The following is a 20,013-nucleotide window of genomic DNA, read 5'->3' as shown; positions in this document are numbered from 1 at the left end:
GGAGCCGACGACCATGACTTCGACGCCTTCGAAGCGAGACCGCGCCGCCGCCCTGCCCGCCGACCTGCGCGAGGCCCTGCGCCAGCGGCTGGCCGGCCGGGCCGGCGGCGCCCAGGCCGCGGCCGAACGGGCCATCCCGCGCGCCGACCGCAGCCGTCCGCTGCCGCCCTCCTTCGTCCAGCAGCGGCTCTGGTTCCTGGACCGGCTGCGCCCCGGCGACCCGCGCTACAACAGCGCCGTCGCCCTGCGGTTCACCGGAGCGCTGGACCGCACGGCGCTCGCCGCGGCGCTGACCGCCGTGGTGGCGCGCCACGAGGCGCTGCGCACCACCTTCGGCGAGGACGACGGCCGGCCGGTGCCGACCGTCCGTCCGGCCGGGCCGGTGGAGCTGCCGGTCCGCACGCCGTCCGACGGCGAGAGCCTGGACGCGATCCTGCTCCAGGAGTACTCCCGGCCCTTCGACCTCGCGCGGGGCCCGCTGCTACGCGCCCTGCTGGTCGCCGAGTCGCCGGACGCCCACGTCCTCCAGCTGACCGCCCACCACATCGTCACCGACGGCTGGTCGATGGGCGTCGTGCTGGACGAGCTGTGCACCGCCTACGACGCCCTGGCCCGCGGCGCCGAACCCGAGCTGCCCGAAGTCGCCGCCCAGTACCCGGACTTCGCGGTGTGGCAGCGCGAACACCTCTCCGGCGACCGGCTGGATCGCCAGCTCGCCCACTGGAAGGAGAAGCTGGCCGGCGCGGTGCCGCCCGACCTGCCGCTGGACCACCCGCGGCGCGGCGAGGAGGCCGGCCCCGGCGCCCTGCACACCTTCACCGTCCCCGCGCCGCTCACCGCCCGGCTGCGCGAACTCGCGGCCGAACGGCAGGGCACCCTCAACACCGCGCTGGTGGCCGGCACCCAGGCGCTGCTGGCCCGCTGGTCCGGCCAGGAGGACGTCACCGTCGGCTCCCTGATGGCCGGCCGCACCCGCACCGAGCTGGAACGGGCCGTCGGCTGCTTCGTCAACACCGTGGTGCTGCGCACCCGGGTGGCGCCCGACGCCTCCTTCCGCGAGCTGCTCGCGGCCGCCACCGAGACCGGCAACGACGCCCTCGCCCACGGCGACACGCCCTTCGAGCGGCTCGTCGAGGCGGTCGGCGCGCCCCGCGAGGCCGGCCGCAACCCGCTGTTCGACGTCCTGGTCCTGCTGCACCCCGCCCCGCCCGCGGCCGGCGACCCGCACGGCCTCGCCACCGCCCCGGTCACCGTGCCCCGGCAGGCCGCCACCTTCGACCTCAGCGTGGAGTTCGTCCCGGACGGCGAGGCGCTCACCGGCGTCCTGGAGTACCGCGCCGACCTCTTCGACGCCCCCACCGCCCGCCGGACGGCCGACCAGCTGCTGCGGCTGCTGGAGGGCGCCGCCGCCGAACCGGACCGCCCGCTGGCCACCCTGCCGCTGCTCTCCGCGCGGGAGACCGAGCGGGTCACCCGGGACTGGAACGGCGCCGTGCTGCCCGTCGAGGCCGTGACCCACCCCGAACTGTTCCGCCGCCGGGCCGAACGGACCCCGCACGCCCTCGCCCTGGTCGCGGGGGAGGAGCGGCTCGACTACGCGGCCCTCGACGCCCGCGCCGACCGGCTCGCCCGCCGGCTGGTCGCCCGCGGAGCGGGCCCCGAACGGCTGGTCGCGCTGCGGCTGCCGCGCACCGCCGAGCTGGTGGTGGCCGTCCTCGCGGTCTGGAAGGCCGGCGCCGGCTACCTGCCGCTGGACCCGGCGCTGCCCGAGGAGCGCGTGCGCTACCTGCTGGAGGACGCCCGCCCGGCCCTGCTGCTGGACGAGGAGACCCTGCGCGCCCTGACGGACAGCGACCCCGGCGACACGGGCCCCGGCGACACGCACCCCGGCGACACGCACCCCGCCGACCCGGACCCCGGCGACACCGGCCCGCTCGCCCCGCCGGACCCGGAGTCCACCGCGTACGTGCTCTACACCTCCGGCTCCACCGGCCGCCCCAAGGGCGTCACCGTCCCGCACCGCGCCCTGGCCCACCTGCTCGCCGCCCACCGGGCCGGCTTCGTCGCCGACGCCGGCGGCGGGCCGCTGAACGTCGCGCTGACCGCCTCCCTCTCCTTCGACACCTCGCTGGAGGGCCTGCTGCTGCTGGCCGACGGCCACCCGCTGCACCTGGTCGACGAGACCACCCGGATGGACCCGGCCGCCCTGGTCGAGTACGTCGTGCGCCACCGGATCGACTTCCTCGACCTCACCCCCTCCTACCTGCGCCAACTGCTGCCCGCCGGGCTGCTCGACGACCCCCGCCACCGCCCCCGGGTGCTGATGCTCGGTGGTGAGGCCGTCGCCCCCCGGCTCTGGCGCGAGCTCGCCGCCCGCCCCGAGGTGGCCGCCTACAACTACTACGGCCCCACCGAGTGCACCGTCGACGCGCTCGCCTGCCAGATCGACGCCGGGGACCGGCCCCTGGTGGGCCGTCCGCTGCCCAACGTCCGCGCCTACGTCCTGGACGGGCGGCTCCAGCCGGTGCCGCCCGGGGTGAGCGGCGAACTCCACCTGGCCGGCGAGCAGGTCGCCCGCGGCTACGCCGGCCGCCCGGGCCTGACCGCCGCCCGCTTCACCGCCGACCCGTTCGGCCCGCCCGGCAGCCGGATGTACCGCACCGGCGACCTGGCCCGCTGGACCGCCGACGGGCGCCTGGAGTACCTCGGGCGCGCCGACGACCAGGTCAAGGTGCGCGGCCACCGGATCGAACCCGGCGAGATCGAGGCCGCCCTGCTCGACCTGCCGGAGGTCGCCGCGGCCGCCGTGGTCGCCGTCCCCGACGCCCACGGGCAGAACCGGCTGGCCGCCTACCTGGTGTTCGCCGACGGAGCCGCCCGGCGGCCCTTCGCCGACCTGCGCGCGGCCCTGCGCCGGGTCCTGCCCGACCACCTGGTGCCGTCCTCCTTCACCGTGCTCGACGCGCTGCCGCTGACCACCAGCGGAAAGCTCGACCGCCGCGCCCTGCCCGCCCCCGAGACCGAGGGCCGCGAGGGGGAGTACGTCGCCCCGCGCACACCGGAGGAGGAGACCCTCGCCGCGATCTGGGCCGAGGTGCTCGGCGTGCCCAGGGTCGGCGTCACCGACAACTTCTTCGAACTCGGCGGCGACTCGATCCTGAGCATCCAGGCCGTCTCCCGGGCCCGCGCCGAAGGCCTGCGGATCGGCTCCCAGGACGTCTTCCGCCACCAGACCGTCGCCGACCTGGCCGCCGCCGCCCGCACCGCCGGCGACCAGGCCGCGGCCGACCGGGCCACCGCCGAACCGCGCCGGGAGGAGGGACCCGCCCCGCTCACCCCCGTCCAGGCGTGGTTCCTCGCCGCCCACGGTCCGCTGCGCCACTTCACCATGTCGATGCTGCTCGACCTGCCGTACGAGCTCGACGAACCGGCCCTGGCACGGGCGCTGACCGCGCTGGTCGCCGCCCACCCCGCGCTGCGCACCCGCTTCACCCGCACCGGGGCCGGGTGGCGGCAGGAGCCGGTCGCGGACGCCGGAGGGCTGCTGGCCGTCCTCGACCCGGGCGCGGACCGGACCGAGGCCGCCGAGGCCGCCCGCGCCGAACTGGACCCGGCCACCGGCGCCCTGCTGCGCGCCGTCCTGTTCCGCCCCGCCGACGGGGCCCGGCCCCAGCTGTTCCTGACCGCCCACCACCTCGCCGTGGACAGCGTCTCCTGGCGGGTGCTGCTCGCCGACCTGCCCGAGGCCTACCGGCAGGCCGCCGCGGGCGCCACCCCCGAACCCGCGCCCGAGCCCACCGCGTTCACCGACTGGGCCCACCGGCTCGCCGCGCTCGTCCGCTCCGGCGGCCTGGACCAGGACCTGCCGTACTGGACCGCCGAGACCGCGGCCCCCGCCGCGCCGCTGCCCGTCGACCTGCCCGGCACCCCCACGGCCGGCTCGGTGCGCACCCTGCGCAGCAGGCTCGACCGGGCCACCACCGAGGCGCTGCTGCGCAAGGCCCCCGAGGTCTACCGCACCCAGGTCAACGACGTGCTGCTCAGCGCGCTGGGCCGGGCCCTCGCCGACTGGACCGGCACCGGGAGCGTCACCGTCGCCCTGGAGGGCCACGGCCGCGAGGACCTCTTCGAGGACCTCGACCTCTCCCGCACCGTCGGCTGGTTCACCACCCAGTACCCCGTCACCCTCACCCCGGCCGGCCCCGCCGACGCCCCCGACTGGGCGGCCACCCTCAAGCGGGTCAAGGAGCGGTTGCGCGCCGTGCCCCGCCGGGGCCTGGGCTACGAGGCCCTCGCCCGGCTCGGCTCGCCGGCCCCCGGCGCCGACGCCCTGCGCGACGTCCCGCTGCCGCAGGTCTGCTTCAACTACCACGGCCAGTGGACCGCCCCCGAGGCCGGCGACTTCGCCCCCGCCGGGCAGGCCCCGGGCCGGGACCTCGCCCCGGACGAGGCGCCGGCCCACCTGCTCGACGTCTCCGCCGTGGTCGCCGACGGCGAACTCGAACTCACCTGGCACTACAGCGAGGTGGTCCACCGGGCCGACACCGTCCGGCGACTGGCCGAGGCCGTGACCGCCGCCCTGCACGCCCTCGTCGAGCACTGCGCCCGCCCCGGCGCCGGCGGCCGCACCCCCTCCGACTTCCCGCTGGCCGGCCTGGACCAGGACGCGCTGGACCGGCTCGTCGGCGACGGCCGGGAGGTGACGGACCTGCTGCCGCTCACCCCGCTCCAGGAGGGCATGCTCTTCCACCGCCTGGTCGGCGGCGAGGACGACGTCTACCTGGACCAGGCCGCCCTGCTGCTGGACGGCGTCGCCGACCCGCAGGCCCTCGCCCTGGCCTGGCAGCGGGTCGCCGACCGTACGCCCGCGCTGCGCACCTCGGTGGTCTGGGAGGGCGTCCCCGCCCCGCTCCAGGTGGTGCGCCGGGGCGTCCGGCTGCCGGTGACCCACCTGGACCTGCGGGACGCCGACCCGGCCGAGCGCGCCGACCGGCTGGCCCGGCTGCGCGCCGAGGACCTCGCGCTCGGCCTGGACATCGCCACCGCCCCGCTCACCCGGCTCACCCTGGTCCGGCTGCCCGAGGCCCGGCTCCAGCTGCTGTGGACCTCCCACCACCTGATCCTGGACGGCTGGAGCCTCGCCCAGGTGCTCACCGACGTGTTCGCCGAGTACGCGGCGCTCACCACCGGCGGCGCGCCCGCCCCGGTGGTGCGCCGGCCCTTCGCCGACTACGTGCACTGGCTCGCCGGGCAGGACGCCGAAGCGGCCCGGGCCCACTGGCGCTCCGTCCTGGACGGCTTCGCCACCGCCACCTCGCTGCCCGCCGACCGCGTCCGGCGCGAAGCCCACCGGGCCCGCTCGGCCGGCACCCACAGCGCCGCCCTGTCCGAGGAGGCCTCCGACCGGCTCGCCCACACCGCCCGCCGGGCCGGGCTCACCCTGGGCACCGTGGTGCAGGGCGCCTGGGCGCTGCTGCTGTCCCGCTACAGCGGCGAGCCGGACGTGCTGTTCGGCACCACCGTCTCCGGCCGCCCCGAGGAACTGCCCGGCGTCGAGTCGATGATCGGCATGTTCATCAACACCCTGCCCACCCGCGTCCGGGTGGACGGCGCCCGCACCGCCGCCGACTGGCTGCGGGAGCTCCAGGACGACCAGGCCGAGGCCCGCCGGCACTCGGCGGTCTCGCTCGCCGAACTCACCGGCTTCAGCGACCTCCCGTCCGGCAGCGCGCTGTTCGACAGCATCGTCGCCTTCGAGAACTACCCGTTCGACGACGCCCGGGCCGCCGGTACCGGGGTGCGCCTGGTCGAGGTCTCCTCCCGGGACGCCACCAACTTCCCGCTGGTGCTGCGCGCCTACCAGGGCGGGCAGGTCGGCTTCGACCTCGCCTACGACCCCGAGCTGTTCGACGCCGCGACCGTGCGCGGCCTCGCCGAGCGGCTGTGCCTGCTGCTCACCGAGCTGGCCGCCGGACTGGACCGCCCGCTGCGCGCGCTGGCCTGGACCACCGCCGAGGAGCGGCGCCGGCTGCTGGTCGACTGGAACGGCACCGCCCAGGGCCGGCCCGGGCGCAGCCTGGTCGAGCTCTTCGAGGAGCAGGCCGCCCGCACCCCGGAGGCCGTGGCCGTCACCTGCGGCGAGGAGCACCTCGACTACGCCGGGCTGGACGCCCGGGCCGACCGGCTCGCCCACCGGCTGGCCGAGCTCGGCGCCGGCCCCGAGCGGTACGTCGCCCTCGCGCTGCCCCGCACCATCGAGCTGGTGGTGGCCGTCCTCGCCGTCCTCAAGACCGGCGCGGCCTACCTGCCGCTCGACCCGAACCTGCCCGCCGAACGCAGAGCCGAACTGCTGCGCGACGCCGCCCCGGTGGCCCTGGTGACCCTGGAGGAGCCCACCGGCGTGGACGTCCCCGTCCTCGCCCTGGCCGAGCCCGGGGTGCGCGCCGACCTGGCCCGGCGCCCGGCCGGACCGCTCGACCGCAGCGGAGGCCCCGGGGGAGCCCCCGGCCGGCGCCCGCTGCCCGACAGCCCCGCCTACGCCATCTACACCTCCGGCTCCACCGGCCGCCCCAAGGGCGTCGTGGTGCCGCACGCCAACGTGGTCCGGCTGTTCGAGCAGACCCGGGAGCTGTTCGGCTTCGGCGCCGAGGACGTCTGGACGCTCTTCCACTCCTACACCTTCGACTTCTCGGTCTGGGAGCTGTGGGGCCCGCTGCTGCACGGCGGCCGACTGGTGGTGGTGCCCGAGGACACCGCCCGCTCCCCGGAGGACTTTCTGCGGCTGCTCGCCGACGAGCGGGTCACCGTCCTCAACCAGACCCCGTCCGCCTTCCACCAGCTGGCCCGCGCCGACGCCCAACACCCGGACGTCTCCGCCCGGTTGGCGCTGCGCACGGTGGTCTTCGGCGGCGAGGCGCTGGACGTCACCCGGCTCGCCGACTGGTACGGGCGCCACCCCGAGGACGCGCCGCGCCTGGTGAACATGTACGGCATCACCGAGACCACCGTGCACGTCACCCACACCGCCCTGGACCGCGCCACCGCCACCGCCGGCGGCCCCGGCCCGATCGGCACCGGCATCGCCGACCTGCGGCTGTACGTGCTCGACGACGACCTGGCCCCGGTGCCCCCAGGCGCGGTCGGCGAACTGTACGTGGCGGGCGAGGGCCTGGCCCGCGGCTACCTCAACCGGCCCGGCCTGACCGCCACCCGCTTCCTCGCCGACCCGTTCGGCGCCCCCGGCACCCGGATGTACCGCACCGGCGACCGCGCCCGCTGGCAGGCCGACGGCACCCTGCGCTACCTGGGCCGCGCCGACCAGCAGGTCAAGATCCGCGGCTACCGGATCGAACCCGGCGAGATCGAGGCCGCCCTCCAGACCCACCCGGGCGTGGGCCTGGCCACCGTCGGGGTCTACCAGGACGCCGCCGGCACCCGCCGGCTGGTCGCCCACGTCGTCGGCGAGGGCCCGCAGGCGCCCCCGAGCGCCGCCGACCTGCGCGCCCACCTGGAACGGCTGCTGCCCGCCTACCTGGTGCCCGCCGCCTACGTCCCGCTGGCCGCCCTGCCGCTCACCCCCAACGGCAAGCTCGACCGGCGCGCCCTGCCGGTGCCGGGCCCGGACGGCTTCGCCGCCGGCCGCGAGCGCACCGCGCCCCGCACCCCCGCCGAGCGCCTGGTCGCCGAGGCCTGGACGGAGGTCCTGGACACCGGCGAGATCGGCGCCGAGGACGACTTCTTCGCCCTCGGCGGGGACTCCATCCTCGCCGTGCGGGTCACCGCCCGGCTGCGTGCCGCCTTCGGCTCCGCCGACCTCTCGCCCCGGCTGCTGTTCACCCACCCCGTGCTCGCCGACCTCGCCGAGGCGCTCGGCGCACCCGGCCCGGGCACCGCCCGGACCGTCATCCCCGCCGCCGACCCGGGCGCCGAGGCGCCGCTCTCCTACGCCCAGCAGCGGCTCTGGTTCCTCGACCGCTTCGAACCCGGCAGCACCGAGTACACCTCGCTGTCCGTGCTGCGGCTGCGCGGAAGCCTCGACCGGGCGGCGCTGGGCGGCGCCCTGGACGCCCTCGTCGAGCGCCACGAGGCGCTGCGGACCACCTACGCCGAACGGGACGGCCGGGCCCGGCAGGTGGTGCGGCCGCCGCACCCCGTCGAGCTGCCCTGCGAGGACGTCGCGCCGGCGGACCTGGACGCCCACCTGGAGCGGATCGCCGCCGCCCCCTTCGACCTCGAAGCCGGCCCGGTGCTGCGCGCCCTCCTGGCCCGTACGGCCGCCGACGAGCACGTCCTCGCCCTGGCCGTGCACCACATCGCCACCGACGGCTGGTCGATGGGCGTGCTGGGCCGCGACCTCGGCGAGCTGTACGCCGCCGCCCTCGAAGGCCGCCGCCCGCGGCTGTCCGCGCCGCCCGTCCGGTACACCGACTACGCGGCCTGGCAGCGCACCCGCACCGCCGCCGCCGAGGCCGACCTCGACCACTGGCGCCGGGCCCTGGACGGCCTGGCCCCGCTGGAGCTGCCCACCGACCGGCCGCGCCCGGCGGTGCGCACCCGGGAGGGCGCGCTGGTCACCTTCACGCTGCCCGCCGACCTGACCGCCCGGCTGCGCGAGCGCGGCCGGGAGGCCGACGGCACCCTCTACACCGTCCTGCTGGCCGCCTGCCAGGTGCTGCTGGCCCGCTGGTCCGGGCAGACGGACATCGCCGTCGGCACCGTCACCTCCGGCCGTGAACAGGGCGAACTCCACGACGTGGTCGGCATGTTCGTCAACACCCTGGTGCTGCGCGGCGACATCCGCCCGGAGCCGACCTTCCACGAGCTGCTGACCGCCGCGCAGGCCACCGTGCTGGACGCCCTGGCCCACCAGGAGGTGCCCTTCGAACGGCTGGTGGACGTCCTCCAGCCGGAGCGCGACACCAGCCGCACCCCGCTGTTCCAGGTCATGGTGGCGCTGCACAACCTCGGCGCCGAGGCGCCCCGGCTGCCCGGCCTGACGGTGGAGCCCGTCACCCCGCCCGTCCGCAGCGCCGCCTTCGACCTCTCCTTCGACTTCGCCGAGCACGACGGCGGCCTGACCGGCTACCTGGAGTACAGCACCGGGCTGTTCGACGCCCGGACCGTCGAGCAGCTCGCCGAACGGCTGACCACCCTGCTGGCGGCCGTCGCCGAGGAACCCGGAACGGCCGTCGGGGCGCTGCCGCTGATGACCGGGGAGGAGCGGCGGCGGGTGCTGCGCCAGGGCCGGGGCGAGCCGCTTCCCGGGCCCGACACCACCTTCACCGCCCTGTTCGAGGAGCAGGCCGCCCGCACCCCCGACGCCACCGCGCTGGTCGCCCGCGACGCCACCCTCGACTTCGCCGCACTCAACGCCCGGGCCAACCGCCTCGCCCGCCACCTGGCGGCCCTCGGCGCCGGCCCGGAGCAGGTGGTCGCGGTCCGGCTGCCGCGCACCTCCGACCTGCTGGTGGCGCTGTTCGGGGTGCTCAAGGCCGGCGCCGTCCTCCAGTTCGTCGACCCGGACCTGCCCGAGGAGCGGGCCGCCCTGCTGCTCGACGACACCCGGCCCCGCACGGTGCTGACCGAGCAGACCCTGCGCGAGGTGCCCTGGGAGACCCTGCCCGGCCACGACCTGACCGACGCCGAGCGGACCGCCCCGCTGCTGCCCGGGCACGCCGCCTACCTGATCCACACCTCCGGCTCCACCGGCCGCCCCAAGGGCGTGGTCGTCGAGCACCGCCAGCTCGTCAACCTCTGCCGCGACCACCGGGAGGGGATGCTCGTCCCGCACACCGTCGACGGCCGCCGGCTGAAGGTCGCCCTCAGCGCCTCCCTCTCCTTCGACACCAGCTGGGAGGGCCCGCTGCTGCTGGTCTGCGGCCAGGAGCTCCACCTGGTCGACGAGGACGTCCGGCTGGACCCGCAGGCCTTCTGCGCCCGGATCGTCGAGCAGCGCCTCGACGTCGTCAACGTCACCCCCTCCTTCCTGCGCGAGCTCACCGCCGCCGGACTGTTCGCCCCCGCCGCGCACCACCCCCGGCTGCTCCAGCTCGGCGGCGAGGCGATCCCGGCCGCCACCTGGCGCGAACTCTGCGCGGCGCAGGCCGAGTTCGGCATCAGCACCTACAACCTGTACGGGCCCACCGAGTGCACCGTCGACTCCGCCTACGCCCGCGTCGCGGACCACCCCGAGCGCCCGGTGATCGGCCGGCCGGGCCGCAACACCACCGCCTACGTACTCGACGGCGCGCTGCGCCCGGTGCCGCCCGGCATGCCGGGGGAGCTGTACCTGGCCGGCGAGCAGGTCGCCCGCGGCTACCTGGGCCGCCCCGGACTGACCGCCACCCGCTTCCTCGCCGACCCGTACGGGCCGCCCGGCACCCGGATGTACCGCACCGGGGACCTGGCCCGCTGGGACGCCGACGGCCGGCTGGAGTTCCTCGGCCGGGCCGACGAGCAGGTCAAGATCCGCGGCTTCCGGATCGAGCCCGGCGAGGTGGAGGCCGCCCTGCTGACCCACCCCGGCATAGCGGACTGCGCCGTCGCCGCCCGCGAACAGGGCGGCCGGACCCTCCTGGTCGGGTACCCGGTGCCGGCCGGCGCCGTCGTGCCGCCCGCCGAGGAGCTGCGGGCCTGGCTGCGGCGCACCCTGCCCGACCACCTGGTGCCCACCGCGTTCGTCCCGCTGGCCCGCATCCCGCGCACCACCAGCGGCAAGACCGACCGGCGGGCCCTGCCCACCCCGCCCACCCAGCCGGACCGCACCACCCCGTACGTCGCCCCGCGCCCCGGCACCGAGGAACGGCTCGCCGCGATCTGGGCCGAGGTGCTGGGCGTGGAGCGGGTCGGCGCCCGGGACAACTTCTTCGCCCTCGGCGGCGACTCCATCCTCAGCATCCAGATCGTCTCCCGGGCCCGCGCCGCCGGACTCGCCCTCACCACCAAGGACGTCTTCCGCTACCAGAACGTCGCCGAACTCGCCCTCTGCGCGGGGGAGCTGACCGATCCGGCGACGGCCGGCGAGGAGGCCGAACCCGCCGAGGCGCCGCTCACCCCGATCCAGCACTGGTACCTGGACGGCCGCCGGCCCGGCGAGGCGCTGCGCTTCACCATGACCCAGCGCCTCGCGCTGGCCCCGGACACCGACCCGGCGGCCCTGCGCAGCGCCGTGCTCGCCCTGGCGGAGCACCACCCGGCGCTGCGCACCCGCTTCCGGCACGGAGGGTCGGGTTGGCACCAGCAGGTCCTGGAGCAGGCGCCGGACGGCGTCTTCACCCACCACCCGGCCGCCGTCGAGGCCGAGGTGCAGCGGGCCGCCGACCAGGCCCAGAGCTCCCTCGACCCGGTCGAGGGCCGGATGCTGCGCGCCCTGTTCTTCGACGGCACCGCCGAGGGCGGCTCGCACCGTGGCGAGGGGCAGCCCGCCCAGCTCGTGCTGACGATCCACCACCTGGCCGTGGACGGCGTCTCCTGGCGCATCCTGCTGGCCGACCTCGAAGCGGCCTACCGCGCCGCCCGTGCCGGCGCACCCGTCCGGCTGCCGGAGCCGGGCACCTCCTACACCCGGTGGGCCACCCGGCTGGAGCGGCACACCCGCTCCGGCGCGCTGGACGGCGACACCGCGTACTGGACCCGCACCGGCGAGGCCCCGGCCGAGCTGCCCGCCGGTCGGCCCGGCCCCAACACCCACGGCACCGCCGCCACCGTCACCGTGACCCTGGACGAGCCGACCACCGAGGCGCTGCTTCGGCACGTCCCCGAGGTCTACCGCACTCAGGTCAACGACGTCCTGCTCAGCGCGCTGGGCCGCACCCTGGCCCGCTGGTGCGGCCGGGACTCCGTGCTGATCGCGGTGGAGGGCCACGGCCGCGAGGACCTCTTCGCCGACCAGGACCTCTCCCGGACGGTCGGCTGGTTCACCGCCGAGTTCCCGCTCGCCCTGCGCGTCGACCCGGAGGCCGGCTGGCACGACACCCTGCGCTCGGTCAAGGAGCAGCTGCGCGCCGTCCCGCTGCGCGGACTCAGCCACGGCGCCCTGCGCCACCTCCACCCGTCCGCCCTGCCGGCCGACGCCGCCGTGCCGCAGTTCGGCTTCAACTACCACGGCCAGTGGGACGCCCGCGGCACCGCGGCGGACGGGCTGCTGCGCGGCTCGCTGCCCCCGGCCGGGCGCGACACCGACCCCGACGAGCCCCGCCCCTACCTGCTGGACGTCATCGGGGCGGTCCAGGACGGCCGGCTCGAACTGGGCTGGACCTACCCCGCGGCCCGCTACGACGAGGCCACCGTCCGCGCGCTCGCCGAGCAGACCCTCCAGGCGCTGCGCGAGCTGGCCGAGCACTGCGCGAGCCCCGGCGCCGGCGGCCGCACCCCGTCCGACTTCCCGCTGGCCGGCCTCGACCAGCAGCGGCTGGACGCCCTCGTCGGCGACGGCCGGGAGGCCGAGGACGTGCTGCCGCTCACCCCCCTGCAGTCCGGCATGCTCTTCCACGGCCTGGTCGACCAGGACGGCGCCTACGTGGACCGGATCGCCGTGCGGCTGGCCGGCGTCGCCGACCCGGCGGCCTTCGCCGCCGCCTGGCAGCGGGTCGTCGACCGCACCCCGGCGCTGCGCACCTCCGTGCACTGGCGCGGCCTGCCGCACCCCGTCCAGCTGGTCGCGCGCCGCGCCGTCCTGCCCGTCCGCCACCTGGACTGGCGGGCGCTGACCGCCGGACAGCGCGCCGAGGCGACCGAGCGGCTGCTCGCCGAGGAGCGGGCCGCCGGGATGGACCTGGGCACCGCGCCGCTCAGCCGGCTGGCCCTGGCCGCGCTGCCCGGCGAGGAGGTGCTGCTGCTCTGGTCCACCCACCACGTGATCCTGGACGGCTGGAGCACCGGACAGCTGCTCACCGAGGTGTGCGAGGAGTACGCCGCGCTGACCGGCGGACCGCAGGCGCCCCGCCCGGTCCGGCGCCCCTTCGCGGATTTCCTGGCCTGGCTGCGCGAGCAGGACGAGCAGGCCGCCGAGGACCACTGGAGCGGCGCCCTGACCGGGTTCACCGAACGGACCGCGCTGCCCTACGACCGCCGGCCCGCCGGCGCGCACCGGGCCCGGGCCACCGCCGCCGTCCACCGCGCCCTCGACGAGGCGCTCTCCGCGCGCCTGCGGGAGAACGCCGCCGCCGCCGGACTGACCGTCAACACCCTGGTCGAGGGCGCCTGGGCGCTGCTGCTGGCCCGCTACGGCGGCACCGCGGACGTCGTCTTCGGCACCACCGTCTCCGGGCGGCCGGCCGAACTGCCCGGCGTCGAGACGATGATCGGCCTGTTCATCAACACCGTGCCGTGCCGGGTCGAGCTGCCCTCCGGCGGTGTGCGGCCCTGGCTGCGGGACCTCCAGGACCGGCAGAGCGACGGCCGCCGGCACGACCACCTGGCGCTGCCCCGGATCCAGGGCCTGAGCGAACTGCCCGCCGGGGAGCCGCTGTTCGACAGCATGGTGGTGTTCGAGAACTACCCCGTCGACGAGTCGGCCGCGGACCGCACCGGCGTGCGGGTGGTCGAGGTGCGCGCCGACGACGCCACCACCTTCCCCTGGTGCCTGCGCGCCCACCTGAGCGGACAGCTCGCCTTCGACCTGGCGTACGACCCCGCGCTGTTCGACGAGCGGACCGTCCGGGACGCCGCCGACCGCCTCGCCCTGCTGCTGACCGCCCTCGCCGACGGCCTGGACGGCGACCTCGCCGCGCTGGACCCGCTCACCGCCGCCGACCGCGCGCTGCTGGCCTCCTGGCACACCACCGCCCGCCCGCCGGCGCCGGACAGCCCGCTGCGGATCTTCGCCGAGCAGGCCCGCCGCACCCCCGACTCCCCCGCCGTGCGGGACGGGGAGCGGGAGCTGACGTACCGCGGGCTCGACGCCTGGTCCGCCCGGCTGGCCGCCCGGCTGCTCGCCGACGGCCTGGCGCCCGAGGACCGGGTGGCGCTGGCGATGGACCGCGGCGCCGAACTCGTCGTCGCCCAGCTGGCCGTCCTCAAGGCGGGCGGCGCCTACCTGCCCGTCGACCTGCGCGCCCCCGAGGAGCGCCGCCGCGCCCTGCTCGACCGGGCCGGCGCCGCCCGCACCCTCACCGCCGAGCAGGTCGCGGCCGTACGCGACGGTGCGAGCGGTGCGCTGCCGCCCGCCGGGGCCGTACGTGACGATGCGCCCGCTGCGCTGCCGCCCGCCGACCCCGACCGGCTGGCGTACGTGATGTACACCTCCGGCTCCACCGGCGAGCCCAAGGCCGTCGCCGTCCGGCACCGCGACGTGGCCTCGCTCGCCACCGACAGCCGCTTCGCCGACGGCAGCTGCGCCCGGGTGCTGCTGCACTCGCCGGTCGCCTTCGACGCCGCCACCTTCGAGGTGTGGGCGCCGCTGCTGAACGGCGGCTGCGTACTGGTCGCCCCCGAGGGGCCGGTGGACGCCACGCTGCTGCGCCGGCTCGCCGGAGCGGACGGGCCGACGGCCCTGTGGCTGACCGCCGGGCTGTTCCGGCTGCTCGCCCAGGACGCGCCGGACTGCTTCGCCGGGCTGCGGGCCCTGTGGACCGGCGGGGACGTGGTGCCCGCCGCCGCCGTGCGCCGCGTCCTGGCCGCCTGCCCCGGACTGACCGTGGTGGACGGCTACGGGCCCACCGAGACCACCACCTTCGCCACCGCCCACGCCCTCGCCGACGCCGCGGGCGTGCCCGACACCGTCCCGATCGGCCGGCCGCTGGACGACCGGCGGGTGCACGTCCTGGACGCCCGGCTGCGGCCCGTCCCGCCGGGCTGCGCGGGCGAGCTGTACCTGGCCGGCGAGGGCCTGGCCCGCGGCTACCTGGGCCGCCCCGGCGCGACCGCCGCCCGCTTCCTCGCCGACCCCTCCGGCCCGCCCGGCGCCCGGATGTACCGCACCGGGGACCTCGCCCGGCGCCGCGCCGACGGCACCGTCGAGTTCCTCGGCCGCGCCGACGACCAGGTGAAGATCCGCGGCTTCCGGGTCGAGCCCGCCGAGGTGGAGTCCGCCCTCGCCGCCCACCCGGAGGTCGCCGACGTCGCCGTGGTCGTCCGCGAGGACCGGCCCGGCGCCCGCCGGCTGGTCGCCTACGCCGTCGGCGCCGAGGGCGCCGTCGACCCCGAGGAGCTGCGGGCCTTCGCCGCCCTGACCCTGCCCGACTACCTCGTCCCGGCCGCGATCGTCCCGCTCCCCGCCCTCCCGCTGAGCCGCAACGGCAAGGTCGACCGCTCCGCCCTCCCCGCCCCGGAGCGGGAGCCCGGCGGCGGGCGGCGCGACCGGGTCGAACCGCGCACCGCGGCCGAACGCCGCACCGCCGAGGTCTTCGCCGAGGTCCTCGGCATCCGCCCGCCCGGCATGGACGAGGGCTTCTTCGACCTGGGCGGCGACTCCATCCTCAGCATCCGGCTCGCCGCCCGCCTCACCGAGTCCTTCGGCACCGAGCTCGGCCCCCGCGCCGTCTTCGACCACCCCACCCCGGCCGGCCTGGCCCGGCTGCTCACCGAGGAGCCCGCCGCCCCGGCCCGCCCGCCCGTCGTCCCGGTGCCCCGCACCGGCGCGTCCCCGATGTCCCACGCCCAGCAACGCCTCTGGTTCCTGGAGGAGTTCACGCCCGGCGTCGCCGAGAACGTCGCGCTCGCCCTCCGGCTGCGCGGCGCCCTCGACCCCGACGCCCTCGGCGCGGCCCTGGACGCCCTGACGGCCCGGCACGAGTCGCTGCGCACCACCTTCGACAGCGTCGACGGCCACGGCGTCCAGCTGGTCCACCCGCCGCACGTCGTCCCGCTGCCGCGGCACCACCTCTCCGACCGGCCCGCCGACGAGCGGCCGGCGGCCCTGCGCGAACTGCTCGCCGCCGAACGCGCCCGCCCCTTCGACCTGCGCCGCGGACCCCTGCTGCGCGCCACCCTGGCCCGACTGGCCGACCGCGACCACGTGCTGGTGCTGACCCTGCACCACATGGTCACCGACGGCTGGTCCACCGGCGTGCTGCTCGACGACCTCGCCCACTTCTACCGTGCCGAACTCGGCTCCACCGAAGCCGAATTGGCGCCACTGCCGGTGCAGTACGCCGACTACGCCCACTGGCAGCGCACCGCGGGAGCCCCCGCCGGGGAACAGCTCGCCTACTGGAAGCGCCAACTCACCGGCGCGGTACCGCCGCCGCTGCCCACCGACCGGCCCCGGCCCGCGGTGCGCACCGCCAACGCCGCCAACGCCGCCACCGTCCGGCTGGAGCTGCCCGCCGACACCGCCCGCCGGCTGGCCGAGGTCGGCCGGGAGCGCGGCGCCACGCTGTTCACCACCCTGGTCGCCGCGGCCCAGGCCTACCTGGCCCGGCTCTGCGGGGACACCGACATCACCGTCGGCACGATCACCTCCGGCCGGCAGCGGCCCGAGGTCCAGCAGCTGGTCGGATTCTTCGTCAACACCCTGGTGCTGCGCTCCCGGGTGGAACCCGGCCAGTCCTTCGACGCCCTCCTCGGCGAGGTGCGGCAGACCGTCCTCGACGCCTTCGCCCACCAGGACGTGCCCTTCGAGAAGGTGGTCGACGAGGTCCAGCCGGTGCGCGACACCAGCCGCACCCCGCTCTTCCAGGTCCACGTGGTGCTCCAGAACGCGCCGTCCGCCGAACTCGACCTGCCGGGCCTCGACGTGACCGGCATCGAGCCCGACGCCGTACGGACGGCCTTCGAGCTGGCGCTGGAGTTCGTCGAGACCGACAGCGGAGCGCTGCACGGCCTGTTCACGTACAACACCGACCTGTTCGACGCGGCCACCGTCGAGCGGATGGCCGACCAGCTCGCCACCCTGCTGACCGCCGTCGCCCAGGACCCCCACCGTGCCGTCGGCGCACTGCCGCTGGCCGGCCCGGACACGCCGCCCACCGAGCCGGGCGGCACCTTCCGCCGGGTGCCCGAGGCGACCCTGCCCGAGCTGTTCGAGCGCCGGGCCGCCGCCACCCCCGACGCGCCGGCCCTGCTCGACGGCGAGCGGGAACTCTCCTACGCCGAACTGGACCGGGCCGCCAACCGGCTGGCCCACCAGCTCATCGGGCGCGGCGTCGGACCCGAGCGGCTGGTCGCCCTCGCGCTGCCCCGCTCGGCCGCCATGGTGGTCGCCCAGCTGGCCGTCGCCAAGGCCGGCGGCGCCTTCCTCCCGGTCGACCCGGACTACCCGGCGCCCCGGCGGGAGTTCATGGTCCGCGACGCCGGCGCCCACCTGGTGCTCGACGACCCGGACCGGGTCTGGGCCGCCGAAGGGCCGGACACCGCGCCCACCGACGCCGACCGCATTGCCGCCCTCACCCCCGCCCACCCGGCCTACGTCATCTACACCTCCGGCTCCACCGGCACCCCCAAGGGCGTCCTGGTGACCCACGCCGGCCTCGCCGTCTTCGCCGCGGCCGCCGCCGAGCAGTACGCCGTCGGCCCCGGCGACCGGGTGCTCCAGTTCGCCTCGCCCAGCTTCGACGCCTCCGTGCTGGAACTGTGCATCTCCCTGCTCTCCGGGGCCGCCCTGGTCACCGGGGAGGAGGGGCCGCTGGTCGGCGAACGGCTCGCCGAGGTGCTCGCCGCACGCCGGATCAGCCACACCCTGATCCCCCCGGCGGCCCTGGCCACCATGGAACCGGAGACCGCCGCCGCCCTGCCCGACCTGCGCACCCTGGTGGTCGGCGCCGAGGCCTGCCCGGCCGACCTGGTCGACACCTGGGCCCCCGGCCGACGGATGATCAACTCCTACGGTCCCACCGAGGCCACCGTGGTCGCCAGCTGGACCGGCCCGCTCGCCCCCGGCACCGGCAGCCCCGCCATCGGCCGCCCCAGCGGCGCCACCCGCGCGTACGTCCTGGACACCGCCCTGCGGCCGGTGCCGCCCGGCGTCACCGGGGAGCTCTACCTGGCCGGCCCCGGCCTCGCCCGCGGCTACCTCGGCCGCCCCGGCCTCACCGCCCAGCGCTTCCTGCCCGACCCGCACGGCGCCCCCGGCGAGAGGATGTACCGCACCGGCGACCTCGCCCGCCACGACGCCGACGGCCGACTGCGGTTCGCCGGACGCGCCGACGAGCAGATCAAGCTGCGCGGCTTCCGGATCGAACCGGGCGAGATCGAGAGCGCCCTGCGCCGCAGCCCCCTGGTGCGCGACGCCGTCGTCACCGTCCGCGCCGACGGCCCCGGCGGCGGCCGGCTGGTCGGCTACGTCGTCCCGGCCGACGCCACCGCGGGCGCACCCGCCCTCGACCTGCGGCTCCACCTCGCCGAGTCGCTGCCCCCGCACCTGGTCCCCGCGGCCTTCGTCCCGCTGGAGCGCCTGCCGCTCACCCCCAACGGCAAACTCGACCGGCGCGCCCTGCCCGACCCCGGCCCCGCCCACGCCACGGCCGGCCCGGGCCGGGCACCGGAAACCGACCTCGAACGCCGGATCGCCCGGATCTGGGCCGACGTCCTCGGCCTCGACGAGGTCGGCGCCGACGACAACTTCTTCCTGCTCGGCGGCGACTCCATCCTCAGCATGCAGGTGGTCTCCCGGCTGCGCCGCGACGGCCTCCAGCTGGCCACCCGGGACCTGTTCAGCCACCAGACGGTGGCCGAACTCGCCACCGTCGTCCGCGCCGCCACCGAACGCCCCGACGACGGCCCGGTGACCGGCGACGTGCCGCTCACCCCCATCCAGGAGTGGTTCCTGACCACCCCGCGCGCCGCCCACCACCACTTCAACCAGTCCACCCTGCTCGAACTCGGCGCCGCCCCCGACCCGGAGGCGCTGCGCGCCGCCCTCGACGCCCTGCTGGAGCACCACGACGCGCTGCGGATGCGCTTCACCCACGACGAGGCCGGATGGCACCAGTTCAACCCGCCGCCCGCCCCCGCCGAGGACCTCCTCGCCCGCCACGACCTGACCGGGCAGAGCGCCGAGGCCGCCGACGCGGCCATGGAGAAGGCCGCCGACGAACTCCACGCCGGCTTCGACCTGGCCCGCGGCCCGCTGCTGCGCGCCGCCCTGTTCACCGGCCACCCGGACCACCCCGCCCTGCTGCTCCTGGTCGCCCACCACCTGGTCGTCGACGCCGTCTCCTGGCGGGTGCTGCGCGACGACCTGGAGAGCGCCCACCGACAGGCCCTCCGGGGCGGGCCGATCAGCCTGGGGGAGCGCGGCACCTCCTTCCGGGACTGGGCGCACCGGCTCGCCGCCCACGTCGCCGACGGCGGCCTGGACCACGAACTCCCTTACTGGGAAGAGGCGGTGAACGCCCGGACGGCCCTGCCCGGGGGCCCGGCCGAACCCGGCGACGACGGGAGCGCGGCGGTCACCGTCGAACTCGACGAGGCGGACACCGAGGCACTGCTGCGCGCCGCCCCCGCCGCCTACCGCACCCGGGTCAACGACGTGCTGCTGGCCGCCCTCGCCCTCGCGCTGGCCCGCTGGAGCGGACGGCAGCGGATCGCCCTGGACCTGGAGGGACACGGGCGGGAGGACCTGCTGGAGGACGTCGACCTGTCCCGTACGGTCGGCTGGTTCACCACCGTCCACCCCGTCACCTTCGACGTCCCCGACCCCGCCGACCTCGGCCCGGACCGCGACTGGCGCGCCCTGGTGAAGTCCGTCCGCCGGCAGCTGCGCGCGGTGCCCGGCAACGGCCTGGGTTTCGGCGCCCTGCGCACCTTCGGCACCCCCGAGGTCCGCGAGCGCCTCGCCGCCGGCGGGCACGGCCAGGTGGTCTTCAACTACCTCGGCCAGTGGGACGCCCGGCCCGAGACCGAAGGCGACGGCCTGGTCCGCGCCGAACTCGGCTCCTTCGGCCAGGACCACGACCCCCGGGACGGCGGCTCCCACCCGCTGGAGGTGGTCGGCGCCGCCCAGCACGGCCGCCTCGCCTTCACCTGGCACCACCGCCCCGCCGTCCACGACACCGGGGCCGTCCGCCGGGCGGCCGAGGACTTCGCCGACGCCCTGCGGCGGATCGCCCGGCACGCCCGGGAAAGCCACTGACC

The 20,013-nt window shown here is 77.1% G+C and carries 1 protein-coding gene; it reads left to right on the top strand.

Annotated features, from left to right (window positions below):
• Positions 1–13 precede the first annotated feature (13 nt).
• A complete protein-coding gene (locus ACFWP2_RS23685; protein WP_380454545.1) occupies positions 14–20,011 on the top strand; it encodes a non-ribosomal peptide synthase/polyketide synthase in 19,998 nt (6,665 codons plus the stop codon).
• Positions 20,012–20,013: the final 2 nt, after the last annotated feature.

The sequence above is a fragment of the Kitasatospora sp. NPDC058444 genome (assembly GCF_042721415.1).
In the GTDB taxonomy this organism is placed as follows: domain Bacteria; phylum Actinomycetota; class Actinomycetes; order Streptomycetales; family Streptomycetaceae; genus Kitasatospora.
This window is presented reverse-complemented; position numbering and strand designations above follow the sequence as displayed.